Genomic DNA, 19,902 nt, shown 5'->3' on the forward strand with positions numbered 1-19,902 from the left:
TATTTAAGTAGATAAAATTTACAAAGAAGGAGGTTGTTTGGTGAGGAAACAAATGAAGGGATATGGTTTTTACCTGGTAATTCTGGCAATTGTATTTATGACGGTTTTCCTATCCGATAGTTTTGAAAGTTATAATCAGAATGCATATAATCGTTCCCAATTTATTAGTGATTTAGAACAGGGAAGGATTGCTTATGTTGATATATATCCTAATCAGGAAGTATATACAGGTAAAGTTAAGGTGAAATTTACGGATCAGGATCAAAGGGCTAGTTTTTATGCTTCAGATATAAGAGAGATAGAAAGTTTATTAATTGATGCCGATATTAAATACGATATGCACGATATCTCAAAACCCAACTGGTTTTTATCTACAGTCCTTCCATATGTTTTGGTTTTCATAGTAGTCATTGCTCTGTTTTCTTTTTTATCCAATCAGGCGTCTGTTGGAGGAGGAAATAATAAGGTAATGAACTTTGGAAAAAGTCGGGCCAAGATGACTACGGGAGATAACAAAACTACTACTTTTAAAAATGTGGCCGGGCTTGACGAAGAAAAAGATGAATTAAAAGAGATTGTGGATTTCTTAAAATCTCCAAAAAAGTATATCCAGGTAGGAGCCAGAATACCAAAGGGAGTTCTTCTGGTGGGACCTCCCGGAACGGGTAAAACCCTTCTTGCCAAAGCTGTGGCAGGAGAAGCAGGGGTACCGTTCTTTTCTATATCCGGCTCTGATTTTGTGGAAATGTTTGTAGGTGTAGGAGCATCCAGAGTAAGAGATTTGTTTGAAGAAGCTAAGAAAAATTCACCATGTATTGTATTTATCGACGAGATTGATGCTGTGGCAAGACGCAGGGGCACAGGAATGGGTGGCGGACATGATGAAAGAGAACAAACACTAAACCAGCTTCTTGTTGAAATGGACGGTTTTGGTGTAAATGAAGGAATAATCGTCATGGCTGCTACTAACCGTGTAGATATTTTAGACCCGGCCATACTTCGTCCCGGACGATTCGACAGAAAAGTAACAGTAGGACGGCCCGATGTTAAGGGTAGGGAAGAAATTCTTCAGGTTCATGCAAAAGGTAAACCCTTAGGGGATGATGTGGATCTTAAGCAGATTGCCCAGACTACTGCCGGATTTACCGGGGCAGATTTAGAAAATCTAATGAATGAGTCTGCAATCGGTGCCGCAAGAGAGAATAGAACCTATATTACCAGCGAAGATGTTAAAAAGGCCTTTATTAAGGTAGGAATAGGTACAGAAAAGAAGAGCAAAGTAATCAGCGAAAAGGAAAAATTGATTACAGCCTACCATGAAGCCGGTCATGCGATTTTATTCCATGTCCTACCGGATGTAGGACCTGTATATACAGTATCAATAATTCCCACCGGAACCGGAGCCGCTGGATTTACAATGCCCCTTCCCGAAAAGGATGAAATGTTTCTTACTAAGGGCAGGATGCGCCAGGATATTATCGTAGGTCTTGGGGGCAGGGCTGCGGAAGAGTTGGTCTTTGATGACATTACTACAGGAGCTTCCCAGGATATTAAGGTTGCTACTAAAACAGCCAGAGCTATGATAACCCGTTACGGTTTTTCTGAAACCGTAGGCCTGGTAAATTACGAACAAAGCGAAGAAGAGGTATTTATCGGCAGGGATTGGGGACATACAAGAAATTATAGCGAAAATGTAGCAAATAAGATTGACGAGGAAGTAAGAAGTATTATAGACGAATGCTATGCTGAAGCTAAAAGAATTTTGACAGAGCATAGGGATATTCTTGATGCATGTGCTAACCTGCTAATAGAAAAAGAGAGAATATCCAGGGAAGAGTTCGAAGCCTTATTTGAGGCTAAAAAGGAAGAAACCTTGTAAAAAATGACGAAAAACAAGGTCATATTTTGTAAAGTTTGTGCAGACTTATATTAGTTCACATGATATACTATGTATGTAAACCCCAATACATTATATAGTTTTTTGCTACACCCCCATAAGTAACAAAATACCTTCTCCGAAAAAAGGACAGTGCGAACTGTCCTTTTTTTATAGGAAAGTTCGACCTATGTACTTATTGGCATGTGGGAAAATTGAAGATATTCTTAGAATATATGCACATATTAAATATGTGACCAAATTAAATATATAGGCATATTTAATTTATGATTTTATGAAATATAAAAACAAATAAAGTATGTTTTTATATTTCAGGGTAAGAAAATCAAATAAATAATAAGGAAGTGAGAAGGTGTTATGCTTTTACGTTATAATAAAACTCTAAAATACACCTTGTTGTTTCTTATTGGTGGATTTGCTTATGGGGGTATTGAAATTATGTTCAGGGGATACTCACATATATCCATGCTGGCAGCAGGGGGAATATGCTTTATTTTAATAGGATTAATAAATGAAATTTTTTCTTGGGATATTGCTTTTTTAAGCCAAATGGTTATTTCCTCAGTAATTATAACTGTGGTTGAATTTATCTTTGGCCTTGTAGTAAATATATGGATGGGTCTTAATGTTTGGGATTACTCAAATCAGCCTTATAATATAATGGGACAGACTTGCATCCTTTTTTCAATTATCTGGTTCTTTTTATCTCCCCTGGCAATTCTTTTGGATGATTATCTAAGATATTACCTATTGGGAGAAGAAAAGCCCCGATATAAATTGTTCTAGACCTCTTAAGTGGGAAGCAAGACGCAGTATTTATCAAGGAGCTTGTGGGGATGATAGGATAGTTTGGAAGTCCTAAGTCCCATGTCTCCAACATCCTCTTCTCTATTAATATATTTTACCTGCTCTGTTATGGCGTTTTTAGAAAATTCTTTTACTATCATTTGATAGGAGCCATGGTATTGGCGCTTGGCCTTTTCTATATGGCAGTATAGGGTGTCATTTATAACTTCTCCCACAGCCATGGCAACTATTGTTTCATCTACTTGAATAAAACCTCCGATGAGATTAAATTTATTTAAATAAGGCAGAAGCTCCATGGATCTTTTAAGTTCTTCTTTGGCAAGATTAGAGCCTTTATTAAAATCCACTTGATAATCCTGTAAAAATTTAATAACCCTATCCATATTATCCTCAGTTATTTTCTCATAACTATAATTTGGATATAATTTCTTAAATCTATTTATATGGTTTCTTTGGCCACTATATCGCCTTCCAGCCATATTGGACAAGTCCTCAGCCAGATACAGATAATCTGCCCAATCCCTGCTAGGCTCGTCAGGAATAGTTCCATTATATTGATTTACTAATATGGGGATAGCCTCTTCGGGAACGGTACAAAACCATAGGGGAATATCCTGTTTTCTACAATATGATTTTAAGGCAGTCATAACCTTATCTAAGGAGCCGCTTCCTACGGGAAAAGTAAAAGAAGTTCTGTCTAAAAATTTAACTTTGTACAGTATCATATCGTCATATATGGTATACTGTGTATTATAAAAATCCCTCCACATATACATGGCTCCAATGGTATAGTCAGAGGTACGGCTGATTTTATATTTAAAAAATTTTGATGTTTCTAAAATGTTATCTGCATTAATGGGCTTAAAAGAAAGCATAAAATCCTCCATAAGTAGTGATAATATGATAAAATTTACTATAACATATAGATTTGTATATGTCCATTATCTTGACTTGGATATAATATAAATAATCTTAAATTAATTACAACAAATACAAAAGGAAGATAAGAAATGAAAATTTTATTAGTAGCAGTAGATGCCAAATATATTCATACAAATCTTGCGGTCCATAGCTTAAAGGCTTATTCAGAAATATATGGTGACCATATTAATATTGCCCAGTTTTCCATAAATCATTCTAAAGATGATATACTAAGGGGTATATACCTAGAGCAGGCTGATGTTGTAGCTTTTTCTTGTTATATATGGAATATAGGTTTAATACTTAGGGTTATAAAAAGTTTAAGGAAGATACAACCCCAAGTAAAAATATGGTTTGGGGGACCTGAGGTGTCTTATTATCCCAAGGAATACCTATTAAAGTATCAGGAATTGGATGGTATAGTAATAGGTGAGGGAGAAGAGACCTTCTATGAGTTAACCCAGTATTATCTTAATGAAGGTAGAAGTCTTGATTCTATCGACGGAATAGCATATAAGGATAGTGCAAAATTACAGCTTTTAAATGAAAGTCTAAGTAATGGAATAACTATTACTTCACCTCGTAAATCAATGGCATTAGATAAACTACCTTTTGCCTATGAGAATATGGAAAGTCATAAAAATAAAATTATCTATTATGAAAGCAGCAGAGGATGTCCATATTCATGTAGCTATTGTTTATCCTCGGCTAATCGTGGGGTTAGACTTCGTAATTTAGACCTGGTAAAAAAAGAATTAAAAATATTTCTAGATAATATGGTACCACAAGTTAAATTTGTAGACAGAACATTTAACTGTAATAAAAGTCATGCCATGGAAATCTGGCGTTTTATTAAGGAAAATGATAATGGTATAACAAACTTTCATTTTGAGATTACAGCTGATTTGTTAAGCCAGGAGGAGTTGAAGCTTTTAGAAAGCTTAAGACCGGGGCTAATTCAGCTGGAAATAGGAGTGCAGACTACAAATCCTGATACTATGAAGGCCATAAAAAGAACCGTAGACTTTAAGACTTTATCTGAAAATGTAAAACGGATAAAGAAGGCCCATAATATTCATCAGCATCTTGATTTAATTGCAGGTTTACCTTTAGAGGACTTTGCCTCTTTTGAAAAGTCCTTTAATGATGTATATGGGCTAAAACCTGACCAGCTTCAGTTAGGCTTTTTAAAAGTATTAAAAGGCTCTATTATAGAAAAGGATTGTAAAGAATATGGAATTGTATATAACGATGAAGCTCCTTATGAAGTCCTATATACAAATCATCTATCTTATGATGAAATATTAGAATTAAAGGGTATATGTGATATGGTGGAGGTATATTACAATAGTGGTCAATTTGCATACTCTATGGAGTATCTAGAACACTTTTTTGATTCTCCAATGAAGCTTTATCAATCCCTTTATCACTATTATCATAAGAAAGGTCTATACACCCTGGCTCATTCTAGAATGAGGCGCTATGAGATACTTTTAGATTTTTTCAAAGATCTAATAGCTAGTAATAAAGAGAAATCTTCATTAGAGTGGGAAGTGTTTAAAGAAATTATTTTATTTGATTTATGTTTGAGGGAAGGATTAAAGAACAGGCCTGATTACTTTGGCCCTCCTATTGAATATCATAAATATCGAAAAATATGCGATGAGCAAAAGGCTAGCAGAGCAAGAACACATCTAGAAAAATTTAATTACGATGTAATAAGCTGTGCAAGAACCGGCAAAGCCATAAAGAAGAACCATATAATTCTATTTGATTATGGCAGCAGGGATCCTTTAAACAATTCGGCAAAGATAAAGATACTGTTAGATGAATAATAACAATGTGACAAGATTGGTGCAAGAATTTGCACTATATAAATGAGGTGGTTATATGTCAGGAGTAAGGATTTCAAAAAAGGAAAAAGAAAGAATAGAAAATATAATTTCTGAACTGAACAGGGTATATGGAACAGAGAATAGATGCTTTTTACACCATGAAACCCCTTGGCAGCTGTTAATTGCCACCATACTTAGTGCCCAGTGTACAGATGACCGGGTTAATCAGGTTACTGAGACTCTTTTTAAAAAATACCCTAGACTTGAGGATTTTGCCAATGCTAATCAAAAGGAACTGGAAAAAGATATTCATTCCACGGGATTTTATAAAAATAAAGCAAAAAATATTATTGCCTGTGCACAGAGGCTAATTAAGGTATATGATGGAATTGTACCGAAAGATATAGAAGATTTAGTGAGCCTGGCAGGGGTAGGCAGAAAAACAGCCAATGTGATACGGGGTAATATTTATAATGAACCCAGTATTGTAGTAGATACCCATGTAAAGAGGGTATCCAAGCGTCTGGGGCTTACCAAAGAAGAAGACCCGGTAAAAATTGAATTTGATTTAATGAAAAAATTGCCCACCAAGCAGTGGATACCGTATAATATACAAATTATAACCCATGGGAGAAGTATATGTTCAGCCAGAAATCCCAAATGTGAGCAGTGTTTTCTTAAGGAGTTTTGTACATATGGAAAAAAGTATAAAGAAACCTTAAGTAAACAAGAAAAACAAAGGAAAAACCCCTTGATTGAAGGGGTGAAATAACATAAAATAATAACAACACTTCTAACTTAAGTAGTGTTGTTTAATCAAGATTTTTTAAAGTCAATAGTTTGGATATTAGCTCATCTTGATTGCGGACACCTGTTGTGGGAATAAGCTTTATAAGCTCATTAATTTTATCAGGACTACCTTGCTCTAGATATATCCTAGCCAAAAGCTCATAAGTTTTTCGTACATCGGTTTTGCAGTCTATGGCAGTTTCTAGTACGGCAAGGGCTTCTTTATAGTAGCCTTGTTGATAAAGGCGTTCGCCCCATTTTTGAAGAATGGATACTAAAACAGTAAAATTATTATCATATTCAGCCAGCAAATTAATATTTGCAGCTCCATATTTTAATTTCAGCTCTGTGTTTGAAAGACCGCTTAGGTTAAGTATTTTTTTATCGGATTGTGAAAGAATAATATCACGATAGGAATTAATTGTTGCATCATCATGATCTTTCATGGGGAGCTTATCATATGGAATCTGGATATAGTTCAAGTGGGATATATCGACTTTTCTTGTTTGATTAGCCTGAGACTCTTTTTTTAAGAATTCTTGCCGACTTTTTTTTGACAGCCTATTGCTTTTAAATATTTCATAATTTAACCATAGGACAAATATAATAACTATACTTAAGGACACAAATGGTTCCACAGGTTTTGCACAACCTTTCCGATAAAACTATATAAGATAATAACATAAAAAAGAAGGTGAAAAAATGATTAATTGGCATAGTAAAAAGACAAAAAAAATCATATCAACAATTATTATTATTGTTCTTATTCTTACAATGACATTGCCTACAATACTAAGTATATTTAACTAATATACATAATCAATTTACAAATGTCAATGAACGAAGTTTTTATTGAAACTTTTAACTTTTATGCTACAATAAGTGATAACTTTAAAATACTAAAGAGCATTTTGTAATTTATGTTATCTAAGTATTATAAAAGGAGGGTGAAAATGGGTAAAAAGTTTATGTTTTTCTATACAGTGATAGCTTTATCTGTATTCATGTTATTTACCGGAAAAACATCAAATGTTTATGCAGCCGAAGATCCTACCATTACTAAGGGTGTTTTCATAGATGAAGTAGATGTTAGCGGAATGACTGCTAAAGAAGCGGAAGAAGCAATAGATAAGTATTTTAATGAACTAAAAAAGAAACAATTAACTGTTATGGTTGATAATAGCAGAGTTACCACCACTTTAGATGAACTTGGATATTCATATAAAATTAATGGTGTTATTGAAGAGGCACTAAAGATTGGTACCAGTGGTAATCTCATTAAAAGATATAAAGAGATGAAAGATATAGCCCATGGCGGAATAAAGTATCCTCTTGAATATAGCTTAGATGAGAATAAAGTCAGAGAATTTGTATCAGTTAAGGTCTCAGAGTATAATGTAGAACCTGTAAATGCGTCTGTATATAGAAATGAGGGCAAATTAATTTATACAAATCATGTTCCCGGAAAACAGGTTAATGTGGAGCCCACTGTCTTAAATATACTTGATAAAATAAAAAATTCTTGGGATAGAAATGATATTACTATTGAAGCTTATATTCAAAATGTTGATCCAATCTATACAAGGGATATTGTTGAAAAGTGTAATACAATTTTAGGCAGCTTTACCACTGAATATGCTAATTCTGCAGAAGGTCGGGCAGCTAATCTTGCTAATGGGGCAAAGTTAATTAATAATACGGTACTTTATCCGGGAGATATTTTTAGCGGATATGAGCATTTGGCACCTTTTACTGAAGAAAACGGTTATTTTTCAGCCGGAGCATATTCTGCAGGTAAGGTTATTGACAGTATCGGTGGAGGGGCCTGCCAGGTAACCACTACATTATATAATGCGGTCCTTGAAGCAGAACTAGAAATTGTTGAGCGTCATGCCCATTCCATGACCATAAGCTATGTGGACTTATCAAGGGATGCGGCAATAGCCGGTACTTATAAAGATTTAAAATTTAAAAACAATACGGATGTACCTATCTTAATCGAAGCATATACAAAGGGACGAAAAATAACATTTAATATCTGGGGATGTGAAACCAGGGATACGACCAATAGAAAAATAAAATTTGAGACTAAGGTATTATCAAAAACTGCACCTCCTGCAGATGTTATCGAAAAAGATCCCACAAAGCCTGAAACATACAAAAAGGTAACCCAGTCTGCCCATACAGGTTATAGGACTGAACTTTATAAGGTTGTTTATGAAAATGGAGTAGAAGTAGACAGAATTCTTATTAATAAAAGCTATTATTCTCCTGCACCTCGTTATATAACAATTGGTACCAAGAAAGTAGAGGTAGCTCCTCCTAAAGATAAAACTGACAAGAATAAAGATACTTCCAAGGAAGATAAGGATAAAAAACCTGATAAGAAAGATGATTCACAGAAAGAGGAAGAAAAAACACAAGATAATATTGAAAATACCCAGACTCAGTTTGAGGAGAATATCAATTGGAATCCGGAATGGGATGAGGAAGGCTTTGAAGATGAATAAGCCTATATTTGGAGGTACCTATGAAAATAGGCAAAATACATGAGACAATACTTAAAAGATCTGTACTAAATCAGATTAAACACAGAAGAGATGAAGTACTGCTAGGACCTGCCATAGGAAAAAACTGCAGTATAATAGACCTTAATGGAGAGGATTTGCTGGCTGTATCCACAAATCCTCTTAAAGATATAATGAATAATACGGGAATTCTTGCCGTCCATAAAACAGTCAATAATATTGCCTCTAGTGGAGCTGAGCCTATAGGTATAACACTTTCCATATTGCTGCCGGAAGATACTGAAGAATCCAGCTTAAAAGTATTGATTCATGATGTAGATATGGTTTGTAAAGAGCTTAATATAGAGGTTTTTGGGGTAGAAGCAGAAGTAACAAAAGTTGTAATCAAACCGGTATTAACGGTTACCGGTGTAGGAAGATTAAAAAAATCAGATATAGAAAAAGGTTTGGCAGCTATACCGGGTCAAGAAATTGTCATGACTAAGTGGGTAGGCCTAGAGGGCACTGCTATATTGGCAAAGGCAAAGGAAGAGGAATTACTAAGCAGATATTCTGCCGCCTTTATTAACGGGGCAAAAAGTATGCTTGATTATATATCAGTTCTTCCTGAAGTAAAAATAGCAAATCAAGTCGGTGTAACATCTATGCATAACGTAACAGAAGGCGGAATATTCGGAGCATTATGGGAATTGGGTGCGGCTTTTAAGGTTGGGCTTGAAGTGGATTTACAAAAAATTCTGTTAAAACAAGAGACAGTAGAAATATGCGAATATTTTGATCTGAATCCCTATATGCTCATATCCGGCGGTTGTTTACTGATGGTAACCGATAAAGCAAATTTTTTAGTGGAGAGTCTGAGAGAGGAAGGTATAGAAGCGGCAGTGATAGGCCGGATAAAGGAAGGTAATGACAGGCTTGTTAAAAACAATGATGAACTGCGATTTCTAGAGCCTTCTCAGTCAGATGAGTTATATAAAGTGATATAAACTAGAAACATATCCAATAAAACCTGCTTGCATAGTACTTCTTAAAAGGATCAGGTAGAAAAGAGAGGGATTTAGGATGAGAGAAAAGATACTAACAGCAATTGACAAGAATAGTAAATTGACTGCGAAAGATCTGGCAATCATGTTGGGGTCTACTGAAGAAGAAGTAACATCTATTTTAAAACAGTTGGAAGAAGAACATATTATATGTGGATATCCAACCTTAATTAACTGGGATAAGGTTCAATGTGAAAGAGTTACAGCCTTAATAGAAGTGAAAGTTACCCCTCAAAGGGGATTGGGATTTGATAAAATAGCTGAAAGAATCTATAAGTTTGATGAAGTTCAGTCAGTTTATCTAATGTCCGGTGGATTTGACCTTACTGTAATAATTGAAGGTAAGACCATGAGAGAAGTTGCAAATTTTGTGGCGGCAAAGCTTGCACCCATGGATGCAATTTTAAGCACGGCAACCCATTTTGTATTGAAAAAGTATAAAGAACATGGTCTGCCCTTGGTAGAGCCCAAGCAGGATGAAAGGATGTTGATTAGCCCTTGAGAAACCCATTATCACGAAATGTAGTTAATATTCAGCCTTCGGGTATTAGGAAATTTTTTGATATTGTTAGCGAGATGAAGGATGCCATATCCTTAGGAGTAGGTGAACCGGATTTTGATACTCCTTGGCATATTAGGGAGGAAGGTATATATTCCTTAGAAAAGGGTAGGACCTTTTATACATCAAATTCCGGTCTTAAAGAGTTAAAAATTGAAATCTGTAATTATTTATATAGGAGATGTGATCTTCAATATAACTATAGCAATGAGGTTTTAGTTACCGTAGGTGGTAGTGAAGCAATTGATTTGGCACTTCGTGCCATGGTTGATCCTGGGGATGAGGTATTGGTTCCTCAGCCATCTTATGTTTCATATCATCCTTGTGCCCTCTTGGCAGGGGCAGTGCCTGTGGTAATAGAACTTAAGGAAGAAAACAATTTTAAATTAACTAAACAAGATCTGCTATCTGCAATAACAGATAAAACTAAGATCTTAATTCTTCCTTTTCCCAACAATCCTACAGGAGCAATCATGGACTATGATGATTTGAAGGATATAGTTGATATTATTATAGAAAAGGACTTATATGTAATTTCCGATGAGATTTATTCAGAACTTACTTATGGAAAGAGGCATGTATCTATTGCAAGCTTTCCGGGTATGAGAGATCGTACTATAGTTATTAATGGATTTTCGAAATCCTATGCCATGACCGGATGGAGGTTAGGATATGCAGCGGGGCCTGCTTTAATTATTGAACAGATGACAAAAATACATCAGTTTGCCATTATGTGCGCTCCTACTACCAGCCAGTATGCGGCGGTTGAGGCATTAAGAAACGGAGATTCTGATGTAGAGATGATGAGGGATGCATATGACAAACGCAGAAAGTATCTTGTGCATGCCATTCGCAATATGGGTCTTTCTTGCTTTGAACCTCTTGGAGCATTTTATGTGTTTCCATCAATCAAGGGCCTTAATATGTCATCAGATGACTTTGCCACCAGGCTGTTACAGGAGGAAAAGGTGGCAGTTGTTCCCGGAACTGCATTTGGAGCCTGTGGCGAGGGATTCCTACGGATATCTTACGCCTATTCCATAGATAATTTAAAAGTTGCTTTGGAAAGAATAGAGCGCTTTGTAAAAAAACACAAATGATTATTATACATAATTAAAATTTTATGACAGAATATATTTGACTCAGGAGGTAACTAGAATGGCTGCTCTTAATGTGGATCATATTAATCCTTTTTTGTTAGCAACTTCAAAAATTTTAAAGGAAATGTGCTTTATAGAACCTAAGATGGACAAGCCTTCTATTAAAGAAGCAGTCTTTCTTGACAATACACTTTTAATAATAATTGGATTTACAGGTAAAATAAAGGGTCAAGTTATAATTGCTTTTGAGCATAATACAGCTTGCGATATAGCATCTAAAATGATTATGATGCCGGTAACAGAGATGGACGATTTTGCAGTAAGTGCAATTAGCGAGTTGGGAAATATGATTCTCGGTAATGCAGCCACAATTTTCTCGACTCAGGGAATAGATATGGACATAACCCCACCTACAATAGGAAAAGGTACTATGTCATTTTCACATTCCTATTCAAAAAATATCTGTATTCCATTTATATATGACGGTGACAAAAGGATAGAAGTTAATATAGCCATAAAAGGTTTGTAAAAACAGAAGAAGGGAGTGATACGGTCATACTTCGTGAATGGCTTTCATGGAATATGACCGTTTTATTATGAATATTGTACTATTAGAACCGGAGATTCCTGCAAACACCGGTAATATCGGTAGAACTTGTGTGGCTACCAATACAAAGCTACATTTAATAGAACCCTTAGGATTTAGCTTAAATGAAAAACAGCTAAAAAGGGCAGGACTAGATTATTGGCACAAACTAGACCTTAGGGTTTATGATGATTTTGATGATTTTTTAGAGAAAAATAATTATCCCAAAATATATATGGCTACAACCAAGGCAGTTAGGTCATATACTCAGGTAAAGTATGATAAAGACTGTTTTATTATGTTTGGGAAAGAAAGTTCTGGAATACCGGAAGAGCTTCTTCTGGCCAATAAGGAAAATTGCATCCGTATACCAATGGTAGGAGATATTAGGAGCCTTAACCTTGGTAATTCCGTTGCAATTATCCTATATGAGGCCCTAAGACAGAATAATTTTGAAACTATGCAGATGGAAGGTAATCTACATTATCACAACTGGGATGATCAGTTGTAGAACTTTTTATAAATTAATATCCTGCTGTTTTTGGCAGGGAGAAGATAAATTCTGTTCCTACCCCCTCAGTGCTGACTACATTAATATTCTCATTGTGAGCTTGTATTATTTCTTTTGTAATAGAAAGACCTAGACCGGTGCCTTTTTTATCCTTACCTCTGGAGGCATCGGTTTTGTAGAAACGATCCCATATCTTTTTTATTGAATCTTTAGGTATGCCGATACCGTAGTCCTTAACCGATACAAATACCTTTTCCCCCTTTTCTTCAGTGGAAACTTTAATTTTTGAATTATTGTGGCTGAATTTTATGGCATTGTCTATAAGGTTATATAAGACCTGTTGTATCTTGCTCATATCGGCATCCACATAAGTTTCGGTTGAGGAGAATACAAGGTTTAAAGTGATTTTTTTACTCCTACAAGCTCCTTCAAAGCTTTCTGCTGTTTTCTTTATTACCAGGTTAATATCAAATGATACAATATCAAGAAGAGCACTGCGACTTTCAAATCTATTTAATTCTAATAAACTGGATGTCAGCTTATTTAGCCTCTCTGTCTCAAATAAAATTATATTTAAGTACCTATCTTGCATATCTGTAGGAATAGTACCGTCTAATATAGCTTCTGCATAGCCCTTTATAGAAGTTAGGGGAGATCTAAAATCATGGGAGATGTTTGCTACGAACTTTTTCTGGTAATCATCTAGCATACTAATTTCCTCTGCCATATATGATATGGCAGCCCCTAAATCCCTATACTCATTAGGTCCTTTAATATTAAGTTTGTAAGTATAATTTCCTGAGCTATATTCCATAGCTGCTTTCATCAATTTTTTTAGGGGCCTTGCAGTTATATAATAAATATAAATAAAAATTAAAAACAGTAATGGGAAAAAAATAAGGAAACATATATTAATAACATCAAGATACATATTAGCCCTATCTTGTATCTCGCTCATAGGGGAATGAAGTACAATATAGCCCCGTAGTCTAAAATTATAATCCACTCTATAAATTACACTTAACATAGGCTCACGGAAGATGTTTTTAAACATAGTATTTTCCGAAAGAGTTTTGTTTAAAAACTGTGGGTCTAAATCGTTAAGATTTATATCTAAGGGGTTATTAACATTAGAAGAATCAGCAATAATCCTTCCTTCCCGATTCACAATCCAGACACGGATATTTAAGTAGGTGTCTATTGATTTGAATTGGGAAGCAAGGTCGTCATCTAAATTATTTTCCACAAAAATATTACCTCGATATGCATTAGCGATTAAGGAAGCTTCTTTATAAAGGAGATTGATTTGATCTTTTTTAAGCTTATTTTTCAACAAGGTCATACCATATGTATTTACAAGTATGAAGACCATAACAACTGAAATTAGATAGCATAGAATCAATCTTAACCATAGAGTCTTTTTCATGGTATGCACCTGCCTAATTCTAAAATCTTATTATTATGCTTATTTTTTAGTGTTCTTTACTTCGAACTTATAACCTATGCCCCATACTGTGGCTAGGCTCCAATTGCTGTGATCTTTTATTTTTTCCCTTAACCTTTTGATGTGTACATCCACTGTTCTGGTATCCCCATAATATTCATAGCCCCAAATATGGTCAAGGAGCTGTTCTCTGGTAAACACCTGATTAGGATTGGAAGCTAGGAAATAAAAAAGTTCAAGTTCTTTTGGTGGCATCTCAATATTCTTGCCATAATATTGTACAGAATAATTACTGAGATTAATAATAAGATCTGGGTACTGTACAAATTTACCCTTTGGGGTATCATCAGCCTTTTCTTCAACATTTGGATTAAATCTTCTTAATACTGCCCTTACTCTGGCTACCAATTCCTTGGAATCAAAAGGTTTGATAATATAATCATCTGCTCCCAGTTCTAAGCCAAGTACTTTATCAAAGACTTCTCCTTTTGCTGAAAGCATTATAATAGGAATTTTGGAAGTCTTTCTTATCTCCCTACACACTTCATATCCATCAATACCAGGAAGCATAAGGTCTAAAAGGATCAGATTCGGCTGATAGCTGTTAAATTCCTCAATGGCAGCCTCTCCGTCATGGACAATTTTTGTATCAAAACATTCCTTTGTCAGGTATAGAGAAATTAACTCAGCAATATTTACATCATCATCTACTATTAAAATTTTTTGTTTCAACAAACTAACTACCTCCTGATTAATAGATTATTTAAACTCTACAATGGTAGCACCGGTATTTCCTTCATTGTAGCCCCCAATTCTAAAGTCTTTGACATACTTTGATTTTTTTAGATAAGTATGGACTGCATTTCTTAAGGCACCTGTTCCCCGGCCATGAATAACTGTCACCTGGGGTAAATGTGCCAGATACGCGTCGTCTAGGTATTTTTCCAATTCGAAGATGGCTTCATCTACGGTTTTACCGATTAGATTAATCTCCGGTTTTATAGAGGCTGATTTTGACATTCTAATTTTTCCGCTTTGAGTACGGTTGCTAATTTCAGGTTTTTTATCTTCTGCCTCGGCCGGTTCTAAATCCTTAATATTTACCTGTGAACGTAAAATACCCATCTGAACGAATAAATCCCCTTTACTATTGGGAAGGGTACTTACGGTTCCTTTTAAACCAAGAGGGACTACAAATACGCTATCCCCAACTTTAATATTTTCCGGTGAAATTTTTTTGCTGGGCTTTTTCTTAATTTTAGGAAGAGATACATCTTTGTTTATGCGATCTCGAATCTGACTTCTTGCAGATTCCATTTCTTTTATTTCTCCTCCTTCTTGCAGCCAGCGGTTGTATTTGCGGATGCTTTCGTCGGCAAAATCCTTAGCCTCCTGAAGGATTTTAGCGGCTTCTTCTTTTGCCTCCCGAATAATACGTTCTCTGTTTGCCTCTAGACTCTCGTTTTTTCTGTCCAGATTCTTTTTGAGCTTTTCTATTTCTGCCTTGTACTTAGAGATTTCTTCTTGTTCTTTCTCGATAGTTATTCTGCTGGCTTCAAGATCACTAATAAGATCCTCAAAAGTTCTGTCCTGTTTTCCGATACGTAACTTCGCATCCTCAATGATATAATCAGGTAAACCCAGCTTTTTAGATATTGCAAAGGCATTGCTTTTTCCCGGTATACCTATTAAAAGACGATAAGTAGGTCTTAAGGTTTCTACATTAAACTCACAGGAGGCATTCATCACACCTTCTGTAGACAGTGCATATACTTTTAACTCGCTATAATGGGTAGTTGCTAAAGTGCGTATATTTCTATTATGAAGATATGTTAGAATTGACATAGCAAGAGCGGCTCCTTCAGTAGGATCTGTACCTGCCCCCAGCTCATCAAACAGCACCAAGGAATCCTCATTGGCATTTTGTAAGATAGAAACTATATTAGTCATATGGGAGGAGAATGTACTTAGGCTCTGCTCAATACTTTGTTCATCTCCTATATCTGCATAAACTTCTTTAAAAATAGCAAGCATTGAGTTGTCAAAAGCAGGAATATGAAGGCCGGCCTGTCCCATAAGAGTAAGAAGTCCCACAGTTTTTAAGGTTACAGTCTTGCCCCCGGTATTAGGACCGGTTATAATTAGCATAGAAAAATCCTGTCCGATTCTGACATCAATTGGTACAACATGCTTAGGATCGATTAAGGGATGTCTGGCCTTCTTTAGATTTATTATACCATCTTCATTAAATATAGGCTCGGTTCCCTTCATCTGCCTAGAGAGATTAGCTCTGGCGAAGATAAAGTCCAGTTCGGTTAAGGTATTATAATTATATTCCAGCTCATCTATATACTGAGCGGCCATCTCTGAAAGAGTAGCAAGAATTCGTTCGATTTCCTCTTGTTCCGCTATACCAAGCTCTCTTAAATCGTTATTAAGCCGTACAATAGCCATAGGCTCAATAAAGAGAGTAGAACCGGATGAGGATTGGTCGTGAATCATACCTTGGAACTGGTTTTTAAATTCAGCACGAACCGGCAGACAATACCTGCCGTTACGCATAGTAACTATACTCTCTTGAAGGAGATTTCTAGAAGAATTTAATATGGAGGAAAGCTGGCTTTGAATTTTTTCATGGGTTAGACGGATGGATCTTCTGATATTTTTTAAGGTAGAAGAAGCATCATCGGCTATTTCCTCCTCTGAAATAATACATCTTTTAATTTCATTATTAAATGGAGTAAGAGGTTCTAGACCTGCAAAATATTCGGTTAAGGAATCCTCTGTCTCCTCCTCCCCATCTTTACCGCTATAACCACCGTATGCTTTTATACGTAATGTGGCATCAAGGTCTGAACTTATACGAAGAAGTTCCACTGCATTTAGAGCGGAGCCTACCTTAAGGCGCATAAGGGAGGGACGGATGTCATGGATACCAGAGAAGGATATGCTTCCTCTGCGGATTAAGCGGGATAATGCGTCAGAAGTTTCCTTTTGAAGTCGTGTAATATCCCCTAAATTATCCTTAGGAAGTAGATTAGTGCATAGTTCCTTGCCCCGGCTGGAGCTTGCTAGGTCCCTAAGTTGTTGGATTATTTTATTATATTCAAGAGTACGTAATGCTTTCTCATTCATGGTCATTCATGCCTTTCCATGTCTATTTCTAAAATAAAAAACTATATAAAGATACATTATGCTTCTATTTTACCTTAGTTTGTGGGAAAATAAAACAGGTAAAATAGTTAATTATTATGCTATTATATAGTCAAAGTGCTTTGTTTACAAACTATTCATATTATGTTCATAAGTCAATGATAAAATAGGGCTAATGTACCACCTTATAGGTTTTTTTATTAAATTTGTTTATTCTCTAGTAGACTAATTTAGCTTCAATAAGGAGAAGATTTATGTCAGAAACAAATAAAGACCATGAGGAATTTGAATTTATTAAAGAACAGATATTACCAAAGAGGCATAAGAAATTTAAAAAATGGTTAATACCCTTTGTTATGACCATTTTAATGGCGGTGGTTTTTGGGCTTGTAGCTGCCCTAACATTCTGTTTTGCTGAACCACGGCTGTATAAACGGATGCATGGAGATAAAGAGAATCCTTTTACGATACCATCTTCTCCTATTCCTGATAAAAAGGATGATAAGAATTCTTCAAATGATAATAAGGTAGATAATAAGGACCATGATGGGAATAAAAATTCATCAGAAAATGATACAGAAGATCCCGATGGACCAGTAGCAGATCCGGATGATAATCAAAGTCAAGTTATATATAAATCAATAGATGCAGATATTGAAGATTATGTGACCATTCTTAGTGAAATAAAAGAGCTTTCCAATGAAGCTGCAAGGTCTATCTTAACCGTATCCTGTATTGTAGAAGATAAGGATTGGTTTGACAATCCAATTGAGAAAAAGGTAAATACTTCAGGAATCGTAGTAAAAAATAACGGTACTAGCTTACTGCTTTTAGTTAGCCTAGATAGGGTTAAGGAAGCTAACAGTATTAAGGTAGAAATTAGTGAAAGCACATCTGTTGAAGCAGTTTTACATGATTATGAAAGTGAGTTAAATCTGGCTATTTTAGCAGTCAATGCAGCTGATATACCAGCAAGATTATTAGGGGATATAAAAGTTGCAAATTTAGGTGAATCATATGCTCTTACAGTGGGCAGTCCCATTATTGCCTTAGGAAATCCTAATGGTTATATATCTTCAATGGATATAGGAATTATAACCAGCAAAGGAAGTACCATAAGCATTACTGACAATGAATTGGATTTATTTAATACAAATATGACATTTACTAAAGATAGTGATGGAGTAATAGTAAATTTTAAAGGTGAAGTAATAGGACTGATAACTAGAACCTTAAAGCAAAATATTAATAAAGAACTTAGTACAGTACTGGGTATCACCAGAGTAAAGCCATATATTGAAAGAATGGTAAATCAAAAATCCAGAATTTACTGTGGTATAGTTGCGGAGAATCTACCTGAATCTGTTATGTTAGAGCATAATGTTAAAAGTGGAATTTATGTTTATGAAGTGAAGACAGATTCCCCGGCTTTTAATGCAGGAATCAGGAGTGGAGACATTATATTGGGAGTGGGAGATGGGTTTATATCTAATATGAACAACTTCTATAGAGTTATAAATGAATATGAACCGGGAACAGAGGTAGTATTTAAGGTAAAAAGGAGTAATACTGATAAAGAAATAGAACTTAAAGTTGTAATAGCTGAAAAGAAACAATAAAAAAACATATAAAAGGACTGTATCCGACATATATAAAAAAGCGGAGCCAGTCTTTTTTATTAGAATTACCTTTATATATCTTTGACGGTAGGGTATAATATGAATGAAAATTTAATTGCAGTAAAATAGAAAGGTCAAGGTAAGAAATGAAGTATATCCGCGATTTAAGAGAAGGGGACATAATAAAGAATGAAATTTATCTGTGTAAATCCAAACAGGTTCTAAGAGGAAAGAGCGGGAAAGAATATGTATCTTTGATTTTACAAGATAAAACAGGAACAATTGACGGTAAGATATGGGATTTTAACTGTGAAATAGGGCAATATGAAGCAATGGATTTCGTACATATAGATGCGAGGGTTACTAGCTTCCAAGATGCACTACAGTTAAATATCAGTAAAATATATAAAAGCAGAGAAGGGGAGTATTATCCGGAGGACTATTTCCCAAAGACCAATAAAGATGTTGAGGAAATGTATAAACAGATTAAGGATTACATTTTCTCAATTAAGGAGTCTAATCTAAGATCCCTTATTGAAAGCTTTTTTATAAATGATAAAGATTTTATTAAAAAGTTTAAGGAGCACTCTGCAGCTAAAAGCGTACATCATAGCTTTATGGGAGGCTTATTAGAACATACCTTAAGCGTTGTTAATATGTGTAATTTTTATGCGCAAAATTATCAAATAATAAATAGGGACTTATTAATATCAGCTGCACTGCTTCATGATATTGGTAAGATGGATGAACTGTCTGCATTTCCCAGAAATGATTATACAGATGAAGGCCAGCTTCTAGGACATATTTTTATTGGTTCAAATAAAGTTCAAGAAAGAATAAAAGAAATAAAAAATTTCCCTAACAAGCTTGCCAGTGAATTAATTCACTGTATCTTGGCTCATCACGGAGAGTTAGAATACGGTTCACCTAAGAAGCCGGCAACCATTGAAGCTATGGCCTTGCATTTTGCTGACAATACAGATGCTAAGCTGCAAACTATGACTGAACTGCTAAACTCTTGTGATGACAAGGTAGAGTGGATGGGTTATCAGAGAATGTTTGAATCAAATATTATGAGAAGTACAAAAGGTATAGAGTAAAGTATTAGGC

Annotated in this window: 17 protein-coding genes; 12 read left to right on the top strand and 5 right to left on the bottom strand. The window is 35.1% G+C overall.

Translation table 11 applies throughout. The features are described 5' to 3' along the window. The first annotated feature begins 52 nt into the window (after positions 1-52). Positions 53-1,879, top strand: coding sequence for an ATP-dependent zinc metalloprotease FtsH (gene ftsH / locus SD1D_RS00945; RefSeq protein ID WP_058259150.1), 1,827 nt, complete (start codon positions 53-55; stop codon positions 1,877-1,879). A 375-nt stretch (positions 1,880-2,254) separates the two neighbouring features. Further along, positions 2,255-2,683 carry a putative ABC transporter permease gene (locus SD1D_RS00950; protein ID WP_058257192.1) on the top strand — a complete coding sequence of 143 codons (429 nt, stop codon included), beginning with the start codon at positions 2,255-2,257 and terminating at the stop codon, positions 2,681-2,683. A 5-nt stretch (positions 2,684-2,688) separates the two neighbouring features. On the opposite strand, the gene SD1D_RS00955 is transcribed toward SD1D_RS00950, so the two are convergent. Further along, entirely contained in the window at positions 2,689-3,579 is an 891-nt protein-coding gene (locus SD1D_RS00955; RefSeq protein WP_058257193.1) for a DUF2156 domain-containing protein, read from the bottom strand. Between the two features lie 135 nt (positions 3,580-3,714). Here SD1D_RS00955 and SD1D_RS00960 point away from each other — a divergent pair, with 135 nt between their 5' ends. Continuing rightward, positions 3,715-5,460: a B12-binding domain-containing radical SAM protein gene (locus SD1D_RS00960; protein WP_058257194.1), complete on the top strand. Its 1,746-nt coding sequence runs from the start codon at positions 3,715-3,717 to the stop codon at positions 5,458-5,460. Between the two features lie 55 nt (positions 5,461-5,515). Further along, complete coding sequence (nth, locus tag SD1D_RS00965; protein WP_058257195.1) at positions 5,516-6,232, top strand: endonuclease III; 717 nt, start codon at positions 5,516-5,518, stop codon at positions 6,230-6,232. Positions 6,233-6,272: 40 nt separating this feature from the next. On the opposite strand, the gene SD1D_RS00970 is transcribed toward nth, so the two are convergent. Continuing rightward, positions 6,273-6,887, bottom strand: a complete 615-nt coding sequence (locus SD1D_RS00970) for a hypothetical protein (protein WP_157893077.1) — start codon at positions 6,885-6,887, stop codon at positions 6,273-6,275. 315 nt (positions 6,888-7,202) lie between these two features. Between SD1D_RS00970 and SD1D_RS00975 the strand changes: the two genes are divergently transcribed. The 6 genes from SD1D_RS00975 (at position 7,203) to trmL (ending at position 12,576) form a co-directional block, all read left to right on the top strand. Beyond that, a complete protein-coding gene (locus tag SD1D_RS00975; protein WP_058257197.1) occupies positions 7,203-8,759 on the top strand; it encodes a VanW family protein in 1,557 nt (518 codons plus the stop codon). A gap of 20 nt (positions 8,760-8,779) precedes the next feature. After that, positions 8,780-9,763: an AIR synthase family protein gene (locus SD1D_RS00980; RefSeq protein WP_058257198.1), complete on the top strand. Its 984-nt coding sequence runs from the start codon at positions 8,780-8,782 to the stop codon at positions 9,761-9,763. A 76-nt stretch (positions 9,764-9,839) separates the two neighbouring features. Then, positions 9,840-10,322 (top strand): Lrp/AsnC family transcriptional regulator, encoded by a 483-nt coding sequence (locus SD1D_RS00985; RefSeq protein ID WP_058257199.1) that lies wholly within the window; start codon positions 9,840-9,842, stop codon positions 10,320-10,322. Continuing rightward, the gene (locus SD1D_RS00990) at positions 10,319-11,479 is read left to right on the top strand and encodes a pyridoxal phosphate-dependent aminotransferase (RefSeq protein WP_058257200.1); all 1,161 of its coding nucleotides are present in this window, start codon (positions 10,319-10,321) and stop codon (positions 11,477-11,479) included. The genes SD1D_RS00985 and SD1D_RS00990 overlap by 4 nt, the downstream gene beginning before the upstream one ends. A gap of 58 nt (positions 11,480-11,537) precedes the next feature. Beyond that, positions 11,538-12,008: a chemotaxis protein CheX gene (locus tag SD1D_RS00995; RefSeq protein WP_058257201.1), complete on the top strand. Its 471-nt coding sequence runs from the start codon at positions 11,538-11,540 to the stop codon at positions 12,006-12,008. A gap of 67 nt (positions 12,009-12,075) precedes the next feature. Beyond that, positions 12,076-12,576, top strand: a complete 501-nt coding sequence (gene trmL, locus SD1D_RS01000; RefSeq protein WP_173803202.1) for a tRNA (uridine(34)/cytosine(34)/5-carboxymethylaminomethyluridine(34)-2'-O)-methyltransferase TrmL — start codon at positions 12,076-12,078, stop codon at positions 12,574-12,576. A gap of 13 nt (positions 12,577-12,589) precedes the next feature. On the opposite strand, the gene SD1D_RS01005 is transcribed toward trmL, so the two are convergent. Genes SD1D_RS01005 through SD1D_RS01015 form a run of 3 tightly spaced genes read right to left on the bottom strand, consistent with a single transcriptional unit; the run spans position 12,590 to position 17,155 of the window. After that, the gene (locus SD1D_RS01005) at positions 12,590-14,002 is read right to left on the bottom strand and encodes a sensor histidine kinase (RefSeq protein ID WP_058257202.1); all 1,413 of its coding nucleotides are present in this window, start codon (positions 14,000-14,002) and stop codon (positions 12,590-12,592) included. 39 nt (positions 14,003-14,041) lie between these two features. Beyond that, a complete protein-coding gene (locus SD1D_RS01010; RefSeq protein ID WP_058257203.1) occupies positions 14,042-14,755 on the bottom strand; it encodes a response regulator transcription factor in 714 nt (237 codons plus the stop codon). A 24-nt stretch (positions 14,756-14,779) separates the two neighbouring features. Next, on the bottom strand, positions 14,780-17,155 hold the full coding sequence (locus SD1D_RS01015; RefSeq protein ID WP_058259152.1) for an endonuclease MutS2: 2,376 nt from the start codon (positions 17,153-17,155) through the stop codon (positions 14,780-14,782). Between the two features lie 272 nt (positions 17,156-17,427). Between SD1D_RS01015 and SD1D_RS01020 the strand changes: the two genes are divergently transcribed. Further along, positions 17,428-18,792, top strand: coding sequence for a S1C family serine protease (locus SD1D_RS01020; RefSeq protein ID WP_058257204.1), 1,365 nt, complete (start codon positions 17,428-17,430; stop codon positions 18,790-18,792). A 146-nt stretch (positions 18,793-18,938) separates the two neighbouring features. After that, a complete protein-coding gene (locus SD1D_RS01025) occupies positions 18,939-19,892 on the top strand; it encodes a 3'-5' exoribonuclease YhaM family protein (RefSeq protein WP_058257205.1) in 954 nt (317 codons plus the stop codon). Positions 19,893-19,902: the final 10 nt, after the last annotated feature.

Source organism: Herbinix luporum, from assembly GCF_900070325.1.
Taxonomy (GTDB): Bacteria; Bacillota; Clostridia; order Lachnospirales; family Lachnospiraceae; genus Mobilitalea; species Mobilitalea luporum.

Bases quoted from the DNA above. Each gene is read 5' to 3' on its own strand.
- SD1D_RS01005 (WP_058257202.1), bottom strand. From the start codon at position 14,002: ATGAAAAAGACTCTATGGTTAAGATTGATTCTATGCTATCTAATTTCA.
- SD1D_RS01025 (WP_058257205.1), top strand. From the start codon at position 18,939: ATGAAGTATATCCGCGATTTAAGAGAAGGGGACATAATAAAGAATGAA.
- ftsH (WP_058259150.1), top strand. From the start codon at position 53: ATGAAGGGATATGGTTTTTACCTGGTAATTCTGGCAATTGTATTTATG.
- nth (WP_058257195.1), top strand. From the start codon at position 5,516: ATGTCAGGAGTAAGGATTTCAAAAAAGGAAAAAGAAAGAATAGAAAAT.
- trmL (WP_173803202.1), top strand. From the start codon at position 12,076: ATGAATATTGTACTATTAGAACCGGAGATTCCTGCAAACACCGGTAAT.
- SD1D_RS00995 (WP_058257201.1), top strand. From the start codon at position 11,538: ATGGCTGCTCTTAATGTGGATCATATTAATCCTTTTTTGTTAGCAACT.
- SD1D_RS01015 (WP_058259152.1), bottom strand. From the start codon at position 17,155: ATGAATGAGAAAGCATTACGTACTCTTGAATATAATAAAATAATCCAA.
- SD1D_RS01020 (WP_058257204.1), top strand. From the start codon at position 17,428: ATGTCAGAAACAAATAAAGACCATGAGGAATTTGAATTTATTAAAGAA.
- SD1D_RS00985 (WP_058257199.1), top strand. From the start codon at position 9,840: ATGAGAGAAAAGATACTAACAGCAATTGACAAGAATAGTAAATTGACT.
- SD1D_RS00975 (WP_058257197.1), top strand. From the start codon at position 7,203: ATGGGTAAAAAGTTTATGTTTTTCTATACAGTGATAGCTTTATCTGTA.
- SD1D_RS00955 (WP_058257193.1), bottom strand. From the start codon at position 3,579: ATGCTTTCTTTTAAGCCCATTAATGCAGATAACATTTTAGAAACATCA.
- SD1D_RS00960 (WP_058257194.1), top strand. From the start codon at position 3,715: ATGAAAATTTTATTAGTAGCAGTAGATGCCAAATATATTCATACAAAT.
- SD1D_RS00980 (WP_058257198.1), top strand. From the start codon at position 8,780: ATGAAAATAGGCAAAATACATGAGACAATACTTAAAAGATCTGTACTA.
- SD1D_RS00950 (WP_058257192.1), top strand. From the start codon at position 2,255: ATGCTTTTACGTTATAATAAAACTCTAAAATACACCTTGTTGTTTCTT.